This window comes from Klebsiella sp. 141162, assembly GCF_050600755.1.
GTDB lineage: Bacteria > Pseudomonadota > Gammaproteobacteria > Enterobacterales > Enterobacteriaceae > Klebsiella > Klebsiella aerogenes.
Map to the genome: position 1 here is coordinate 1,497,091 of NZ_JAQIRI010000001.1, position 16,947 is coordinate 1,514,037.

At 56.2% G+C, this 16,947-nt stretch carries 14 protein-coding genes; 9 read left to right on the plus strand and 5 right to left on the minus strand.

Annotation, left to right across the window (positions count from 1 at the left end; genetic code table 11):
* Nucleotides 1–361 precede the first annotated feature (361 nt).
* The 3 genes from ydgH (at nucleotide 362) to folM (ending at nucleotide 3,632) form a co-directional block, all read left to right on the plus strand.
* On the plus strand, nucleotides 362–1,312 hold the full coding sequence (gene ydgH, locus PGR23_RS07090; protein WP_032711543.1) for a DUF1471 family protein YdgH: 951 nt from the start codon (nucleotides 362–364) through the stop codon (nucleotides 1,310–1,312).
* 177 nt (nucleotides 1,313–1,489) lie between these two features.
* Nucleotides 1,490–2,872, plus strand: a complete 1,383-nt coding sequence (locus PGR23_RS07095) for an amino acid permease (protein ID WP_015366823.1) — start codon at nucleotides 1,490–1,492, stop codon at nucleotides 2,870–2,872.
* Between the two features lie 37 nt (nucleotides 2,873–2,909).
* Entirely contained in the window at nucleotides 2,910–3,632 is a 723-nt protein-coding gene (gene folM / locus PGR23_RS07100) for a dihydromonapterin reductase (protein WP_315710259.1), read from the plus strand.
* Here the strand turns inward: folM and PGR23_RS07105 are convergent.
* On the minus strand, nucleotides 3,629–3,964 hold the full coding sequence (locus PGR23_RS07105) for a GlpM family protein (RefSeq protein ID WP_015366825.1): 336 nt from the start codon (nucleotides 3,962–3,964) through the stop codon (nucleotides 3,629–3,631). The two genes, folM and PGR23_RS07105, sit on opposite strands and share 4 nt — an antisense overlap.
* Nucleotides 3,965–4,088: 124 nt before the next feature.
* Here PGR23_RS07105 and rstA point away from each other — a divergent pair, with 124 nt between their 5' ends.
* Complete coding sequence (gene rstA / locus PGR23_RS07110; protein WP_015366827.1) at nucleotides 4,089–4,805, plus strand: two-component system response regulator RstA; 717 nt, start codon at nucleotides 4,089–4,091, stop codon at nucleotides 4,803–4,805.
* Between the two features lie 6 nt (nucleotides 4,806–4,811).
* Here the strand turns inward: rstA and PGR23_RS07115 are convergent, their stop codons facing one another.
* The gene (locus tag PGR23_RS07115; protein WP_315710257.1) at nucleotides 4,812–5,393 is read right to left on the minus strand and encodes a hypothetical protein; all 582 of its coding nucleotides are present in this window, start codon (nucleotides 5,391–5,393) and stop codon (nucleotides 4,812–4,814) included.
* A 190-nt stretch (nucleotides 5,394–5,583) separates the two neighbouring features.
* On the opposite strand from PGR23_RS07115, the gene rstB reads away from it, so the two are divergent.
* Together rstB and tus are read left to right on the plus strand one after the other, a co-directional pair.
* Entirely contained in the window at nucleotides 5,584–6,885 is a 1,302-nt protein-coding gene (gene rstB, locus PGR23_RS07120) for a two-component system sensor histidine kinase RstB (protein ID WP_015705253.1), read from the plus strand.
* A gap of 73 nt (nucleotides 6,886–6,958) precedes the next feature.
* Complete coding sequence (gene tus, locus PGR23_RS07125; protein ID WP_047077715.1) at nucleotides 6,959–7,891, plus strand: DNA replication terminus site-binding protein; 933 nt, start codon at nucleotides 6,959–6,961, stop codon at nucleotides 7,889–7,891.
* Here the strand turns inward: tus and fumC are convergent.
* Nucleotides 7,881–9,281 (minus strand): class II fumarate hydratase, encoded by a 1,401-nt coding sequence (fumC, locus tag PGR23_RS07130; protein WP_213797294.1) that lies wholly within the window; start codon nucleotides 9,279–9,281, stop codon nucleotides 7,881–7,883. The two genes, tus and fumC, sit on opposite strands and share 11 nt — an antisense overlap.
* A 144-nt stretch (nucleotides 9,282–9,425) precedes the next feature.
* Nucleotides 9,426–11,072 carry a class I fumarate hydratase FumA gene (gene fumA / locus PGR23_RS07135; protein WP_032714392.1) on the minus strand — a complete coding sequence of 549 codons (1,647 nt, stop codon included), beginning with the start codon at nucleotides 11,070–11,072 and terminating at the stop codon, nucleotides 9,426–9,428.
* 196 nt (nucleotides 11,073–11,268) lie between these two features.
* Here fumA and manA point away from each other — a divergent pair, with 196 nt between their 5' ends.
* Both manA and PGR23_RS07145 read left to right on the plus strand, forming a co-directional pair.
* Complete coding sequence (gene manA, locus PGR23_RS07140; protein WP_047042830.1) at nucleotides 11,269–12,447, plus strand: mannose-6-phosphate isomerase; 1,179 nt, start codon at nucleotides 11,269–11,271, stop codon at nucleotides 12,445–12,447.
* A 97-nt stretch (nucleotides 12,448–12,544) separates the two neighbouring features.
* Nucleotides 12,545–14,038: a YdgA family protein gene (locus PGR23_RS07145; RefSeq protein ID WP_045392417.1), complete on the plus strand. Its 1,494-nt coding sequence runs from the start codon at nucleotides 12,545–12,547 to the stop codon at nucleotides 14,036–14,038.
* Between the two features lie 81 nt (nucleotides 14,039–14,119).
* Here PGR23_RS07145 and PGR23_RS07150 read toward each other — a convergent pair whose 3' ends face one another.
* Nucleotides 14,120–15,148, minus strand: a complete 1,029-nt coding sequence (locus PGR23_RS07150) for a Mal regulon transcriptional regulator MalI (RefSeq protein WP_047064914.1) — start codon at nucleotides 15,146–15,148, stop codon at nucleotides 14,120–14,122.
* Nucleotides 15,149–15,321: 173 nt separating this feature from the next.
* Between PGR23_RS07150 and malX the strand changes: the two genes are divergently transcribed.
* A complete protein-coding gene (gene malX, locus PGR23_RS07155; protein WP_045392419.1) occupies nucleotides 15,322–16,914 on the plus strand; it encodes a maltose/glucose-specific PTS transporter subunit IIBC in 1,593 nt (530 codons plus the stop codon).
* Nucleotides 16,915–16,947: the final 33 nt, after the last annotated feature.

A 16,947-nucleotide genomic window follows, 5' to 3' on the forward strand; every position in this document is an offset into this window, starting at 1 on the left:
ACAGAATTTTTGATTTTATTGAGAAAAATTAGTCCTGACTGCGTCAGGCAGCAATATTTGCCTTAATTTTATGCCAGAACCTGATAATTCGCTTACCTTTGCGGTTAATTCGCCATTTATTACCGCCAGTATCATTGCATTAACATTACGTTAACTTATAAAAGTGATATTGATTATCGATTTTGCTGTTCAAGGGGCTGTTTTTTCAACATATCAGTATTTGTTATATTTTTGTAACGAACGATTCGGGCGGGAAGTGAAAAATGACGCAGACAGTTACGTTGTTTAAATGCAATAATCACCTGTTTTCAGTCAACAACAATACCAGTACATGGTTTGCGCAAGGCAAAGGATTATTTTTATGAAGCTTAAGAACACACTCCTGGCGTCTGCTCTTCTGGCTACCACCGCGTTGTCTGCCCATGCAGCGACCGAGCTGACTCCGGAGCAAGCGGCAGCGCTGAAGCCCTATGACCGCGTCGTCGTCACTGGCCGTTTTAACGCGATTGGCGATGCCGTACAGGCGGTTTCCCGCAAGGCGGATAAAGATGGCGCAGCTTCCTTTTATGTTGTCGACACCTCAGATTTCGGCAACGGCGGCAACTGGCGCGTAACGGCGGATTTTTATAAAGAAAACGCCCCGCAGGCGGATACCCCGAAAAACCGTATTATTAACGGCGTGATGGAACTGCCGAAAGATCAGGCCGTCGCGCTGATGCCGTATGATACCGTGACCGTGCAGGGCTTCTACCGTAGCCAGCCGGAAGTCAACGACGCCATCGCCAAAGCGGCAAAAGCTAAAGGCGCGTATGCCTTCTTCATCGTCCGCCAGGTTGACGCCAACCAGGGCGGCAACCAGCGCATCACCGCTTATATTTATAAAAAGGATGCGCAGAAGCGCGTACTGCAGAGCCCGGATGCGATTCCTGCTGATTCCGAAGCCGGTCGCGCCGCTCTGGCTAAAGGCGGCGAAGCGGCTAAAAACGTCGAAATCCCAGGCGTGGCCTCCTCTGCCGCGGTCGGCGCCGGTACCGGCGTAGGTCTGTTCTACGAAACCCAATCGTCGAAAGGCGGACGTTACACTGTCACCTTGCCGGACGGCACGAAAGTCGAAGAGGTGAACAAAATCACCGCCGCGCAGATGGTGCCGTTTGATAGCATCAAATTCACCGGTAACTACGGCAACATGACGGAAATCTCCTATCAGACCGCGAAACGCGCGGCGAAGAAAGGAGCGAAATACTACCACATCACCCGCCAGTGGCAGGAACGTGGCGGTAACATCACCATTAGCGCCGACCTGTATAAGTAATCGGTTTCAACTGCTCAAAAAGGCGACATGATGTCGCCTTTTTGCATTTTTTCGCCCGCCGCCATTGCATGCGTACAAGACACTCCGTAAAATCCCGCGCCTTAGCGTAATCCTCCATTTTTATGCGATTTCGCCAAATAAATATTCTTGATTCACTGTTGCCACCTCGGGAATACAATGGAAAAGAAACTGGGCCTTAGCGCCCTGACCGCACTGGTACTCAGCTCCATGCTGGGCGCGGGCGTTTTCAGTTTGCCGCAAAACATGGCTGCCGTCGCCAGCCCATCCGCTCTGCTTATCGGCTGGGCCATCACCGGCGTCGGGATTCTATTCCTCGCATTCGCCATGCTATTACTGACCCGTATCCGCCCGGAACTGGATGGCGGCATATTTACCTATGCCCGGGAAGGTTTTGGCGAACTGATCGGTTTCTGTTCCGCCTGGGGCTACTGGCTGTGCGCGGTGATTGCCAACGTCTCCTACCTGGTTATCGTCTTCTCGGCCCTGAGTTTCTTCACCGATACGCCGGAGATGCGTATTTTTGGTGACGGTAACACCTGGCAGGCGATCGTCGGCGCGTCCGTGCTGCTCTGGGTGGTCCATTTTCTGGTGCTGCGTGGGGTACAGACCGCGGCAGGCATTAACCTGGTGGCGACGCTGGCGAAGCTGTTGCCGCTCGGCGCGTTTGTGGCGCTGGCCGCTATCGCGTTCCGGCTCGATACTTTCCGTCTCGACTTCAGCGGTATCGCGCTCGGCGTACCGGTATGGGAACAGGTGAAAAACACCATGCTGATTACCCTGTGGGTATTTATCGGCGTGGAGGGTGCGGTAGTGGTCTCTGCCCGCGCCCGTCATAAGCGCGACGTTGGCCGCGCGACGCTGCTGGCGGTAGTCTCGGCGCTGGCGGTTTATCTGCTGGTCACCCTGCTGTCGCTGGGCGTTGTCGCCCGCCCGGAACTGGCTGAAATGCGCAACCCGTCGATGGCTGGCCTGATGGTCAAGATGATGGGATCGTGGGGCGAGGTAGTGATCGCCGCGGGATTAATTATCTCCGTCTGCGGCGCCTATTTAAGCTGGACCATTATGGCCGCTGAAGTGCCGTATCTGGCGGCGACGCATAAAGCGTTCCCACGCCTGTTCGCCAAAACCAATAAGAATAACGCCCCCTCTTCCTCGCTGTGGTTGACCAACATCAGCGTGCAGATTTGTCTGGTGCTGATTTGGCTTACCGGATCCGACTACGGTACCCTGCTAACCATCGCCTCAGAAATGATTCTGGTGCCCTATTTCCTCGTCGGCGCTTTCCTGCTTAAGATTGCCGTACGTCCGTTACACAAAGCCGTGGGTGTCGGCGCGTGCGTTTATGGCTTATGGTTATTGTATGCGTCCGGTCCTGTGCATTTGCTATTGTCGGTGGTACTTTACGCTCCGGGTCTTCTGGTTTTCCTGTACGCCCGCCGTACTCACCAGCACGATCGCATGCTCAAACGCCGTGAAATGGCATTAATTGGTTTTTTGCTGGTTGCCGCCGTTCCGGCAACGTGGATGCTGGTGGGGTAAGCGGTTGCCCTACCGCTGAACTTGAAAGGAGATACCCATGGCTGAAGCACAGCCTCGTCCGGTCCTGATCACGGGAGCAGGCCGCCGTATCGGCCTCGCTCTGGCACACCATTTTTTAAACCAGCAGCAACCGGTGATCGTCAGCTATCGCCAGCATTATCCATCGATTGACACCCTGCGCGACGCCGGCGCGGTGTGTCTGCAGGCCGATTTCAGCAGCGACGACGGTATTCTTACCTTCGCGGAAGCGGTGAAAGCGCAGACCAGCGGCCTGCGCGCGATTATTCATAACGCCAGTGATTGGATGGCGGAGAAACCGGGGGTGCCGTTATCCACGGTGATATCGCGGATGATGCAAATTCACGTCCACGCGCCCTATCTGCTTAACCACGCGCTGGAGAGCCTGCTGCGCGGTTTTGGTCACGCGGTCAGCGATATTATTCACATCACCGACTACGTGGTGGAACGCGGCAGCGATAAGCATATCGCCTATGCCGCCAGTAAAGCGGCGCTTGATAATATGACCCGCTCTTTCGCCCGTAAGCTGGCCCCGGAAGTGAAGGTCAACGCCATCGCGCCATCGCTGATTATGTTCAACGAGCATGATGACGCTGAATACCGTAAACAGGCGCTGGATAAATCGCTGATGAAAATCGCACCGGGTGAAAAAGAGATTATCGACCTCATCAATTATCTGTTCACCAGCTGCTACGTCACCGGCCGCTCTTTCGCGGTCGACGGCGGCCGACCGCTGCGCTAGTGGAAACGGCTCCAGCCGAGGATCAGCAGCCAGGCCGCCAGACTCCAGCAGATCACCGCGCCTGCCAGCGCGTAAGGCAGGCGCATTACGCCGGTGAAGTACCATAACGAAAGTAAGTAGATAAAATACGGGATGATTGACCACATGCCGAAGACGATAGTCGTGCGCAGCGCTTCAATGCCGCGCTCGCTGGCGACGATATAGTGGGCAATAAGCGCGAAGGTCGGAAATAACGGAATTAAACCGGCAATATAGTAATTTTTGGTTTTTGACAGTACGCCTATCAGTACCACCACCAGCGCTCCCAGCAGCGCTTTAATCAACAGCCCCATTTTATGCCTTAACATTTGAACAACAATTTCCCCAGCATAACGGAAGAACATTTGTTTATGAAAGATTAATGGCAGGCAATTTGCGGGCGGTGTATGTTAGCTTTTTAATTTATACGCGTAAGATATGAATAAGATCGTTTTTGTTGAGGATGAGCCCGAAGTTGGCGCGCTTATCGCCGCCTATCTGGGAAAGCATGATATGGACGTGGTCGTTGAACCGCGCGGCGACCGGGCCGAAGAGGTTATTGCTCGTGAACAACCCGATCTGGTACTGCTGGATATCATGCTGCCTGGCAAAGACGGAATGACGCTGTGCCGCGACCTGCGCAGCCAGTGGCAGGGTCCGATTGTGTTGCTGACCTCGCTCGATAGCGATATGAACCATATTCTGTCGCTGGAGATGGGCGCCAGTGATTATATCCTCAAGACCACCCCGCCTGCGGTGCTGCTGGCCCGGTTACGTTTGCATCTGCGCCAGCATGTGGCTTCGCCGTCGATGCCCGCTCCCGCAACCCTGACGCCGCATAAAGCCATTGTCTTTGGTTCGCTGTCGATCGACCCGGTTAACCGTCAGGTATTGCTCGGTGGCGACAACGTTGCTTTGTCCACCGCCGATTTCGACCTGCTGTGGGAGCTGGCGACCCATGCCGGGCAGATTATGGATCGCGATGCGCTGTTGAAAAATCTCCGTGGCGTCAGCTACGACGGCATGGATCGCAGCGTCGATGTCGCGATTTCACGCCTGCGTAAAAAGCTGCTCGACAACGCCAACGAGCCCTACCGTATCAAGACGGTGCGCAACAAAGGTTATCTGTTCGCTCCGCACGCCTGGGATAATTAATCGGCGTCAGGAATAGACCGATATCACGCCGTGTAGTCGGTCTTGAAATTCAGCGTATTTCTCTCTGAATGCCATTTCATCGTCTTCGCCATACCAGCGTACGACCTCACGGCTGGCGAGGAAATGATCCAGCAGTTCGCCGCTCGCCAGAATCCATTGCGGTAAACCATCGACCTGCAGGCTCCAGCCTCCGGGATGATAGTGGATGAAATCATTGCGCAGCTGGTGAAGCTTACCCATCGCCACCGTACAGTCTTCGCTGGGTGCGAATGCGCTGTTCTCCATTGTCGCACGGTATAGCGTCATAAAGGACGGCAGTTGCAGCTTGTCGATGTTGGAAAAATCGTCGTTATAAATTTGCAGGAAAATATCTCGAGTCGACGCTTTACCGTCGGCCAGGTATACCTGAAAGTCATTGCCCTGACACAGCGCCAACACCATTGCGTTCTGCAGGATGCTGTGCCAGCCGGTAATCACCCACTTCCACTGATAAGGGTCGGCGATCGCCTGCATATGGCTGAGGACCATATCGAAGGTTTTTAAAATCTCAACATCATTATCAGTATGCAAATACACGGGCTTAGTCATCTGGCGCTCTCCGTCATTTAAGGGGCGCTTAAATTAACAGAGAGGCTGGCGTCTGGCAGACCGGGGAAATGGCACAATACGGCCATCGGCCATTTGGCCTGGCGCCTCTGTGAGAACTTTGCCGAGCGGGATCCTTCTCCTGTAGAATCTTTTGACGCGAGATAACCCAGTTAATGACCGGTGATGATTAATGAAAAAACTGTTTGTGCAGTTTTACCTTTTGCTGTTCGTCTGCTTCCTGGTCATGACCATGCTGGTCGGCCTGGTGTATAAATTCACCGCCGAGCGCGCCGGTCGCCAGTCGCTGGACGATCTGATGAAAAGCTCGCTGTATCTGATGCGCAGCGAACTGCGTGAGATCCCGCCGCGCGACTGGAGCAACACGCTGAAAGAGCTGGACCTCAACCTCTCTTTCGATCTGCACATTGAACCGTTAAGCAAATTCAAGCTGTCGGAAAGCTCGATGCAGCACCTGCGCGCGGGGGATATCGTGGCGCTGGACGATCAGTACACCTTCATTCAACGCATCCCGCGCAGCCATTACGTATTATCAGTCGGCCCGGTGCCCTATCTTTATTTTTTGCATGAGATGCGCCTGCTGGACGTCGCGCTGATGGCGTTTATCGCTATTTCACTGGCGTTCCCGGTGTTTATCTGGATGCGTCCACACTGGCAGGATATGTTGCGTATCGAAACCGCCGCACAGCGCTTCGGCGAAGGCCATTTTAGCGAGCGCATCCATTTCGATAGCATGTCGAGCTTCGAGCGACTCGGCGTGGCCTTTAACCAAATGGCGGATAATATCAACGCCCTGATAGCCAGTAAAAAACAGCTTATTGACGGTATCGCTCATGAACTACGCACGCCGCTGGTGCGCCTGCGCTATCGCCTGGAGATGAGCGAAAATCTGACCGAGGCCGAGTCGCAGGCTCTCAACCGCGATATCGGGCAACTGGAAGCGCTGATTGAAGAATTACTGACCTACGCTCGTCTCGATCGCCCGCAGAACGAACTCAACCTGACCACCCCGGATTTCCCGGCCTGGATCCGCGCGCACGTCGAGGACATTCAACTGGTCAATCCGCAGCGTGAAGTCGCGTTGCGCCAGCTAACGGCCGGCGACTACGGCGCGCTGGATATGCGTTTAATGGAGCGCGTGCTGGATAACCTGGTCAATAATGCCCTGCGCTACAGCCATCAACATATTCATATCAGTCTGTCGCTGGCCGGTTCACGGGCGACGCTGCGAGTGGAAGATGATGGCCCGGGTATCGCCCTTGAGGAACGCGAACGGGTATTCGAGCCGTTTGTCCGTCTCGATCCCAGCCGCGATCGCGCCACCGGCGGCTGCGGCCTGGGGCTGGCTATCGTACACAGTATTGCTCAGGCGATGGCCGGTGAAGTCCGCTGCGACGAAAGCTCGCTCGGCGGCGCGGCGTTCATTTTCAGCTGGCCTATTTACCACCAGCTTCCCGCTTTTACTTCTGCTTAGCCGAGCTTGCGCAGGCGTTACGGCCTGCGTATAGTTTATACTCAAACAGTATGTTGTAACTAAGGCGGTAATCATGGCAAGCTACGACCTCGTTGCGCGCTTAAATGACACCTTTCGTGAGCTTGAGCGCGAACTACAAACCTTCAAAGCGTCGCTGAGCCGCTGCCGTCTGCTGGCGGCGCGGGTTTTCGAATTACCCGCGGTGAGTAAAGAGGCGGAGCACGCGCCGCTGGATACCATTCAGGTCACCCAGCACGTCGGGCAAAGCGCGCTGGAGATGGCGCTCAGGCACTACAGCCATCTGTTTATACAGCAGCAGTCGGAAAACCGCAGCAGCAAGGCGGCGGTACGCCTCCCCGGGGCGATTTGCCTGGCGGTTGATACGCAACAGCAGGCAGACCTGCTGGAGAAAATCAGCGCCATTAACGCGCTGAAAGCGGCGTTTGAGAAAATAGTGACCGTCGATTCCGGATTGCCGGCCGCCGCGCGTTTCGAATGGGTTCACCGCCACCTGCCCGGCCTGATTACCCTTAGCGCCTATCGTACCCTGACGCCGCTGCTCGATCCCAGCACCATCCGCTTCGGCTGGGCCAATAAGCATGTGATTAAAAATCTGACCCGCGATGAAGTATTAATGCAGTTAGAGAAGAGCCTGCAATCGCCGCGTGCGGTGCCGCCCTGGACCCGCGAACAGTGGCAAAGCAAGCTGGAACGGGAATTTCAGGATATCGCTGCCCTGCCGCAACGGGCAAAATTGAAAATCAAACGCCCGGTCAAGGTACAGCCGATTGCCCGGGTGTGGTATGCCGGCGAGCAGAAGCAGGTGCAGTACGCCTGCCCCGGCCCGCTGATTGCGCTAATCTCCGGCACCCACGGGGTTAGCGTGCCGGATCTCGGCGAACTTTTGAATTACGATGCTGATAACGTGCAGTACCGCCACAAGCCGCAGGCACAGTCGTTACGATTACTGATCCCGCGTCTGCATTTATGGCTGGCTAGCGAGTAGCGAGGCTGCCAACCATATCCTGCGGGCGAACCCAGCTATCGAATTCGGCTTCCGTCAGGTAACCAAGCGACAGCGCCGCGGCTTTCAGCGTCAGCCCTTCATGGTGCGCTTTTTTGGCGATCTCCGCCGCTTTATCGTAGCCGATATGGGTATTGAGCGCGGTCACCAGCATCAGCGACTCATTCAGCAACTGGTTGATTCGCTCGCGGTTCGGCTCAATACCCACCGCGCAGTGCTCATTAAAGCTCTCCATGCCGTCCGCCAGCAGGCGTACCGACTGCAGGAAGTTGTGGATGACCATTGGCCGATAGACGTTAAGCTCAAAGTTCCCTGACGCGCCGCCGATATTCACCGCCACGTCGTTACCCATCACCTGGCAGCACAGCATCGTCAACGCTTCGCACTGCGTCGGGTTGACCTTGCCGGGCATAATGGAGGATCCCGGTTCGTTCTCCGGAATGGCGATTTCACCTATGCCGCAGCGCGGCCCGGAGGCCAGCCAGCGCACATCGTTGGCGATTTTCATCAGCGAAGCCGCCAGCCCCTTCAGCGCGCCGTGGGCGTGGACCAGCGCATCCACGGTGGCCAGCGCTTCAAATTTGTTGGGCGCGGTGACGAACGGCAGTCCGCTAAGCGACGCCAGTTCCGCCGCCACCCGCACCGCATATTCCGGGTGCGTATTCAAGCCGGTGCCAACCGCCGTACCGCCCAGCGCCAGCTCTGCGAGATGCGGCAGGCTGTGTTCAATATGGCGGAGATTATGTTCCAGCATCGCGACCCAACCGGAGATCTCCTGCCCTAACGTCAGCGGCGTAGCGTCCTGTAGGTGGGTGCGGCCAATTTTAACGATGTCACCGAAGGCCAGCGACTTTTCCTGTAGCGTGGCCCGCAGCGCCTGTAGCTGCGGGATCAGCTTTTCGCGCAGCGCGATTAGCGCCGCGACGTGCATCGCCGTTGGAAAAACATCATTCGAGCTCTGGCTTTTATTGACGTCATCATTGGGATGAATTTTGCGCCCCATGCCGCGCTCGCCGCCAAGCAACTCGCTCGCACGGTTAGCCAGCACTTCGTTCATATTCATGTTGCTTTGGGTACCGGAGCCGGTTTGCCAGATAGCCAACGGAAACTCCTGCGCATGCTTGCCGGCGAGGACTTCATCCGCGGCGGCGATGATGGCGCCCGCTTTATCCGCCGCCAGCAGCCCCAGATCCTGGTTAACCTTCGCCGCCGCGCGTTTGGTCAGCGCCAGCGCGTAGATCAGTTCACCAGGCATTTTCTCCGTTGAGATACGGAAATGCTCAAGCGAGCGCTGGGTCTGCGCGCCCCAAAGTTTATCGGCCGGGACGTCGATGGCGCCCATCGAGTCTTTTTCACTGCGATGCGTTGTCATTACTTTCTCCTTGGATTCAAAGTGCGTCATAGCGACAAAGCTCACCTGCTTAAAGGATTAAGTATTAACCAGATTTATTAGTTATTTTGGTCGTTCGTGCCGCTAAGCGGCACAAACAAAAACCGCCCCGAAGGGCGGCATCGTTCACTTCACGCAGCGCGAACACTGCGACGTCTGGATCTGCTGGAAGAAGTCGTTACCTTTATCATCAACGAGGATAAAGGCCGGGAAATCTTCCACTTCGATTTTCCAGATAGCTTCCATTCCCAGCTCCGGATAAGCCACGCACTCGAGGCTGCGGATACTCTGCTGCGCGAGAACCGCCGCCGGGCCGCCGATACTACCGAGATAGAAACCGCCGTGTTTGTGGCAGGCATCGGTCACCTGCTGGCTGCGGTTACCCTTGGCCAGCATGATTTTACTCGCACCGTGCGATTGCAGCAGATCGACATATGAGTCCATGCGGCCAGCAGTCGTCGGACCCAGAGAACCGGAAGCGTAACCATCCGGCGTCTTCGCCGGGCCTGCGTAGTAGATCGGGTGATCTTTGACATACTGCGGCAGCGCTTCGCCATTATCGATAAGCTCTTTTAGCTTGGCATGGGCAATATCGCGGGCCACGATGATCGTGCCGCTCAGCGACAGACGCGTCGACACCGGATACTGCGACAGCAGCGCCAGAATCTCGCTCATCGGCTGATTGAGGTTCACCTTCACGGCTTCGCCTTCGCCGGCCTGGCGCAGGTGCTCAGGGATGTATTTCCCTGGGTTGCTCTCCAGTTTCTCCAGCCAAATGCCGTCGCGGTTGATTTTAGCTTTGATGTTACGGTCAGCGGAACAGGAGACTCCCATCCCCACCGGACAGGAGGCGCCGTGACGCGGCAGGCGGACCACGCGGATATCGTGGGCGAAGTACTTGCCGCCGAACTGCGCGCCGAGGCCGAGGTTCTGCGCTTCCAGCAGCAGCTCTTGCTCCAGCTGCACATCGCGGAACGCCTGGCCATGTTCGTTACCTTCGGTCGGCAGACCATCGTAGTATTTGGTCGAGGCCAGTTTCACCGTCTTCAGCGTGGCTTCCGCTGAGGTGCCGCCGATAACAAAGGCGATATGGTAAGGCGGACAGGCTGCGGTACCGAGGGTGCGCATCTTCTCGACGAGGTAGTTTTTCAGCTTCGCCGGGGTGATTAACGCTTTCGTTTCCTGGTACAGATAGGTTTTGTTCGCGGAGCCGCCGCCCTTGGCGATACAGAGGAACTTATACTCATCGCCATCGGTTGCATAAAGATCGATCTGCGCCGGCAGGTTGGTACCGGTGTTGACCTCTTTATACATGTCCAGCGGCGCGTTCTGCGAATAACGCAGGTTGTCCTGGATATAGGTGTTGTACACGCCCTGCGCCAGCGCGGCTTCATCGCCGCCGCCGGTCCAAACGCGCTGTCCCTTTTTCCCCATGATGATCGCGGTACCGGTGTCCTGACAGGTCGGCAGAATGCCTTTGGCGGCGATATCGGAGTTACGCAGGAATTGCAGCGCGACGTATTTGTCGTTTTCGCTGGCTTCCGGGTCGTTGAGGATATCCGCGACCTGCTGCTGGTGTGCCGGGCGGAGCATAAAGGAGGCGTCGTGGAACGCGTGTTGGGCCAGTAAGGTTAGCGCCTGAGGTTCAACCTTCAGAACTTCCTGGCCGGCGAATTCGGCGACGGAGACGTAATCACTGCTGAGGAGATAATACTCGGTGTCATCCTTTTTAAGCGGAAAAGGATCCTGATAAACAAACGGTTTGTTCGACATTGTACTCTCACTTACTGCTTGGCTGATTATGTTTCAGGCAGACACTCCATTTGCCTGTAGAAAAGCGAGTCGATCAATCTTACACAATTTTTTAACAAAAACTGAGACAAGGACGACTTTTTCTTTCAGCAGTTGCTTCTCGACGATTTGTTGGTTTAATAGAGCCAACATTTTTATGTGGAAACAGGGATTGAGAATGCAGAAGCTCATTAACTCAGTGCAAAACTATGCATGGGGAAGTCACACCGCGTTAACCGACCTTTACGGTATCGCCAATCCGGACAACCTGCCGATGGCGGAACTGTGGATGGGCGCACACCCGAAAAGCAGCTCGCGGATCCTTAACGCCGACGGCCAGCCGCAGTCGCTGCGCGAGGTCATTGAAGCCGATAAAAATGCCCTCCTCGGCGCTAACGTCGCCGAGCGTTTTGGCGAACTGCCGTTCTTGTTCAAAGTACTGTGCGCCGCCCAGCCGCTCTCCATCCAGGTTCACCCGAATAAACGCGCGTCGGAAATTGGCTTTGCCAAAGAGAACGCCGCGGGTATTCCGCTGGATGCCGCCGAGCGCAACTATAAAGATCCCAACCACAAGCCGGAGCTGGTCTTCGCCCTGACGCCGTTCCTCGCTATGAACGCGTTCCGCGAATTTAATGAAATTGTCGCGCTGCTGCAGCCGGTTGCCGAGGCGCATCCGGCAATTGGCGAATTCATTCAACAGCCGGATGCCGCGCATTTAAGCCAGCTATTCGCCAGCCTGCTGAATATGAAAGGTGAAGAAAAAGCGCATGCGCTCAGCGTGCTGCAAAACGCCCTCGACCGCCAGCAGGGCGAGCCGTGGCAGACCATTCGTCTGATCGCTGAATTCTACCCGGATGACAGCGGCCTCTTCTCCCCGCTACTACTCAACGTGGTGAAACTGAATCCTGGCGAAGCGATGTTCCTGTTCGCCGAGACCCCGCACGCCTACCTGCAGGGCGTGGCGCTGGAAGTGATGGCCAACTCAGATAACGTGCTGCGCGCCGGTCTGACGCCAAAATACATCGATATTCCGGAACTGGTGGCGAACGTGAAATTTGTCGCCAAACCTGCCGCTGAGCTGCTGACCCAGCCGGAACAACGCGGTAGCGAGCTGGATTTCCCAATCCCGGTCGATGATTTCGCCTTCTCGTTGCACGATCTGACCACTAATGAGGCCTCTCTGGCGCAAGAGAGCGCCGCGATTCTGTTCTGTGTGGAAGGCGAAGCAACGCTGCGTAAAGGCGAGCAGCGTCTGACCCTGCAGCCGGGTGAATCGGCGTTTATCGCCTGCAACGAATCGCCGGTACAGGTCAGCGGCAACGGTCGTCTGGCGCGCGTGTTCAATAAGCTTAAGTAAGTTACTGAACTTTTAATCCGCAGTTGCTAGACTTCCCCCATCATGACAACACAACCAGGCGGCATGTTCCGCCTGGTTTCATTTATGGACAAATGCTATGAAAAAAACGTTGGTCGCCGCGGGAGTTATCGTCGCGCTCGGAGTCGTCTGGACAGGCGGAGCCTGGTTTACCGGTAAGCAACTGGAAAACCGTATTGCCGAAATGGTGCAGCAGGCGAATGCCCAACTGCAGAGCAACGCGCCGGAAGCGGGCGTAGAGCTGAGCTATCAGGACTACCAGCGCGGGTTATTCAGCAGCCATCTGCAATTGGTGGTAAAGCCGCAGGCCGGTAAAGAACACAGCCTGTTGGCCGCCGGTCAAAGCCTGGTGTTTGACGAGAAGGTCGATCATGGTCCCTTCCCGCTTGCCTCGTTAAAATCTTTTAACCTCGTGCCGGCAATGGCCTCCGTCAACACCACCCTCGTGAATAACGACGCCAGCAAAGCGCTGTTCGATATTGCTAAAGGGCAAGCGCCGTTCAACATCGACACCCGTATTGCCTACAGCGGCGATACCCAGTCGGCCATCTTCCTTAACCCGCTGGATTACGCTAAAGACAATGAAAAAGTTATCTTTAGCGGCGGCCAGTTCCAGCTCAATGCCGATCGCGATGGCAAAACTATCAGCCTGAGCGGCGAAGCGGCCAGCGGGCAGATCAACGCGGTCAACGAATACAACCAGAAAGTTCAGCTCAATTTCAGCAACCTGAAGGCTGACGGCGCCACCGAAATGACCGCTTTTGAGGAGCGTATCGGCAAGCAGAAGATCTCGCTTGATAAACTGGCGATCGGCGTTGAAGGTAAAGAGCTGGCGCTGCTGGAAGGCATGAATATCGACGGCCGCTCTACGCTCTCCGATGACGGCAAGCGTATCAATAGCCAGCTTGATTACAACCTTAACAGCCTGAAACTGCAAAACCAGGATATGGGCCGCGGCAAACTCACCGTTAAGCTGGATAATCTCGACGGACAGGCGTGGCATCAATTCAGCCAGCAGTATAACGCCCAGGCACAGGCGCTGATGGCGAAGCCAGAGCTGGCGCAGAATCCGGAACTCTATCAGCAGGCGTTAAGCGAAATCTTCTTTAGCTCGCTGCCGATTCTGTTGAAAGGTAATCCGTCGCTGACGATTTCCCCGCTGAGCTGGCAAAATGCGAAAGGCGAAAGCACCCTGAATCTGTCGGTGCTGATGCAGGATCCGGCGCAAACGACCGCCGCGCCGCAGACCGTCGCCGATGAACTGGACCGCAGCATTAAATCGCTGGACGGCAAGCTGGTGATCCCGGTGGATATGGCCACCGCTCTGATGACGCAGATTGCCGGGCTGGAAGGCTATCAGCCGGAGGATGCGGCGAAACTTGCCGATCAGCAGGTTAAAGGGCTGGCGGCGATGGGCCAGATGTTCCGTCTGACCACGATGGAAGATAACGCGATTACCTCCAGCCTGCAGTACGCCGACGGCCAGGTCACGCTAAACGGGCAGAAAATGCCGCTGGCTGATTTCGCCGCCATGTTCGGCCTGACGCTCCCCACCGCCGAACCGCAGCAGTAAAAACACGTACCGGGCTGCAATCAGGTTACCCGGGCAAGGCGTAAGCCGCAGCCCGGGAACCACCTTAATCGATGGCGGCCCCTATTTTCTAATAACCAGCCGCGGCGGCATAATCTGATTACGCGCGCTGCCTTGCCCCTCCTCGAGGCGGCGTAAAATACACTCCGCCAGACTGTTCCCCATCTCACGCGCGGGGGTGATCACCCAGGTCAAGGGAACATCATCGAGCGCCGCTTCCGGCACTTCGGCAAAGGCCGCCAGCGCGATGCGTTGCTCAAAATAACTTTCCACGCTGCCCTCGCCGCTCTGCCGCCCGGCGCGCAGAAGACCGAACCACGCCCCGGTGGCGATGACGCTGTTATAGCAAAGCACCGCGCTGATGGTCGGGTTTTGCCGCAGCAGCGCGATCATGGCTTCCGCCGCCTGCTGCTGACTGGATCCACACTCGACAACCCATTCGCTATGAAACGGCAGCCCGTACTTCAATAAGGTGGCGCAATAGCCGCCCACCCGTTCGGCGCGGGTCAGGGACGCGCTTTGCCCGCCCAGCCAGGCGATGCGCTGATGACCGCGGCGAATCAGATGTTCAGTCACCATTTGCGCCGCCTGCATGTTATCCGGGCGGATCAGGTCGATATCGTCCAGGTAGCTGGCGCGGGAGGCAAAAACCAGCGGCATCCCCACTTCGGCGGCACGATCGCGCAGTTCGCCGCCCTTGTCGATAGCGCCGGCGATAATCACCCCGTCCACCCCCTGCGAGACCAGCGTTTCAAAACGCTGGAGCATTTTCTCGCCGCGATGCCCGCCCTGGGTCAGAAATACCATTTTACCCTGTGATTCCAGCGCATCGGTCAACCCGGCGGTTAGTTCGGCATAAAACGGTTTCGACAGATCGCTAACGATAAGGCCAATCACCCCGCTTTGCCCGCCGCGGAGCGACGCCGCCTGGCGATTACGCACAAAACCGAGTTGCTCAATGGCCTGATTGACGCGCTCGCCGGTGGCCGAAGAGATACGCCCTTTACCGCTGAGCACCAGCGATACCGTACTAACCGAGACGCCAGCCGCCAGCGCCACATCATTGATGGTTGTCTTTTTTGCGATAGCCATAACGACTGGCTGACTCCCTTTGCCTTTCGATAAAACGTTTTATCAGTATGTTATCTTTATAAACCTTATTATCGCTTGATTATGTGATTTTTATCGCACTAAAAAATGGTAAAACGTTTTATCTTGCCGCTACGTTACATCCTATCGACCCTTTTCAGAACCAGGATTCGTGTATGACGGCGAAAACAGCACCAAAAATTACCTTATGGGAGTTTTTCCAGCAGTTAGGAAAAACCTTTATGTTGCCCGTGGCGTTGCTCTCGTTTTGCGGGATCATGCTGGGGATCGGCAGCTCGTTAAGCAGCCACGATGTGATTACGCTGCTGCCGTGGCTAAACGTGCCGCTGCTGCAGGCGATTTTTGTCTGGATGAGTAAAGTCGGCTCATTTGCTTTTAGCTTCCTGCCGGTCATGTTCTGTATCGCTATTCCGCTCGGCCTGGCGCGTGAAAACAAAGGCGTCGCCGCTTTCGCGGGCTTCGTCGGCTACGCGGTAATGAACCTCGCGGTTAACTTCTGGCTGACGGCGAAAGGCATTCTGCCAACGACCGACGCGGCGATCCTCAAGGCCAACAACATTCAGAATATTATCGGTATTCAGTCGATCGACACCGGGATCCTCGGAGCGGTTATCGCCGGGATTATCGTCTGGATGCTGCACGAACGCTTCCACAACATCCGTCTGCCGGACGCGCTGGCCTTCTTTGGCGGCACGCGCTTTGTGCCTATCATTACCACCGTGGTGTTAGGCCTGGTCGGCCTGGTTATTCCACTGGTGTGGCCGGTGTTCGCGATGGGTATCAACGGACTAGGACATGTTATCAATAGCGCCGGCGATTTTGGCCCGATGATCTTCGGCACCGGAGAACGCCTGCTGCTGCCGTTCGGCCTGCATCATATTCTGGTGGCGCTGATCCGCTTTACCGAAGCGGGGGGCACCATGGACGTTTGCGGCCACAGCGTCAGCGGCGCGCTGACCATCTTCCAGGCGCAGTTGAGTTGTCCGACGACGCACGGCTTCTCTGAAAGCGCGACCCGCTTCCTGTCACAGGGTAAAATGCCAGCCTTCCTCGGCGGCCTGCCCGGCGCGGCGCTGGCGATGTACCACTGCGCCCGCCCAGAAAACCGTCATAAAATTAAAGGGCTGCTCATTTCTGGCGTCATTGCCTGCGTAGTCGGCGGTACCACTGAACCGTTGGAATTCCTGTTCCTGTTCGTCGCGCCGGTACTGTACGTCATCCACGCCCTGCTGACCGGCCTTGGTTTCACTATCATGGCGGTACTTGGCGTCACCATCGGCAACACCGACGGCAACATTATCGACTTCGTGGTCTTTGGCATCCTGCACGGGCTGTCGACCAAGTGGTATATGGTGCCGGTTGTCGCCGCCATCTGGTTCGCGGTGTACTACGGTATCTTCCGTTTCGCCATCACCCGCTTCAATCTGAAAACGCCGGGCCGCGATATCGAAACGGCGACTAACATCGAAAAAGCGGTTGCCGGAACGATTGGCAAATCAGGTTATAACGTGCCGGCGATTCTGGCCGCGCTCGGCGGTGCCGACAATATTGTCACGCTCGATAACTGCATTACCCGCCTGCGCCTGTCGGTGAACGACATGAGCAAAGTCGATACCGCCGCGCTGAAAGCCAACCGCGCAATCGGCGTGGTCCAGCTTAACGATCACAACCTGCAAGTGGTCATCGGCCCACAGGTTCAGTCGGTAAAAGATGAAATGGCCACCCTGATGAATACCGTTCAGGCCTAAACATACGCCCCCTTCCACGCGTAGGGGGCATTT

Excerpts from the sequence above, each read along its gene's own strand:
- ydgH (WP_032711543.1), top strand. The coding sequence starts at position 362 with ATGAAGCTTAAGAACACACTCCTGGCGTCTGCTCTTCTGGCTACCACC.
- PGR23_RS07095 (WP_015366823.1), top strand. The coding sequence starts at position 1,490 with ATGGAAAAGAAACTGGGCCTTAGCGCCCTGACCGCACTGGTACTCAGC.
- folM (WP_315710259.1), top strand. The coding sequence starts at position 2,910 with ATGGCTGAAGCACAGCCTCGTCCGGTCCTGATCACGGGAGCAGGCCGC.
- PGR23_RS07105 (WP_015366825.1), bottom strand. The coding sequence starts at position 3,964 with ATGGGGCTGTTGATTAAAGCGCTGCTGGGAGCGCTGGTGGTGGTACTG.
- rstA (WP_015366827.1), top strand. The coding sequence starts at position 4,089 with ATGAATAAGATCGTTTTTGTTGAGGATGAGCCCGAAGTTGGCGCGCTT.
- PGR23_RS07115 (WP_315710257.1), bottom strand. The coding sequence starts at position 5,393 with ATGACTAAGCCCGTGTATTTGCATACTGATAATGATGTTGAGATTTTA.
- rstB (WP_015705253.1), top strand. The coding sequence starts at position 5,584 with ATGAAAAAACTGTTTGTGCAGTTTTACCTTTTGCTGTTCGTCTGCTTC.
- tus (WP_047077715.1), top strand. The coding sequence starts at position 6,959 with ATGGCAAGCTACGACCTCGTTGCGCGCTTAAATGACACCTTTCGTGAG.
- fumC (WP_213797294.1), bottom strand. The coding sequence starts at position 9,281 with ATGACAACGCATCGCAGTGAAAAAGACTCGATGGGCGCCATCGACGTC.
- fumA (WP_032714392.1), bottom strand. The coding sequence starts at position 11,072 with ATGTCGAACAAACCGTTTGTTTATCAGGATCCTTTTCCGCTTAAAAAG.
- manA (WP_047042830.1), top strand. The coding sequence starts at position 11,269 with ATGCAGAAGCTCATTAACTCAGTGCAAAACTATGCATGGGGAAGTCAC.
- PGR23_RS07145 (WP_045392417.1), top strand. The coding sequence starts at position 12,545 with ATGAAAAAAACGTTGGTCGCCGCGGGAGTTATCGTCGCGCTCGGAGTC.
- PGR23_RS07150 (WP_047064914.1), bottom strand. The coding sequence starts at position 15,148 with ATGGCTATCGCAAAAAAGACAACCATCAATGATGTGGCGCTGGCGGCT.
- malX (WP_045392419.1), top strand. The coding sequence starts at position 15,322 with ATGACGGCGAAAACAGCACCAAAAATTACCTTATGGGAGTTTTTCCAG.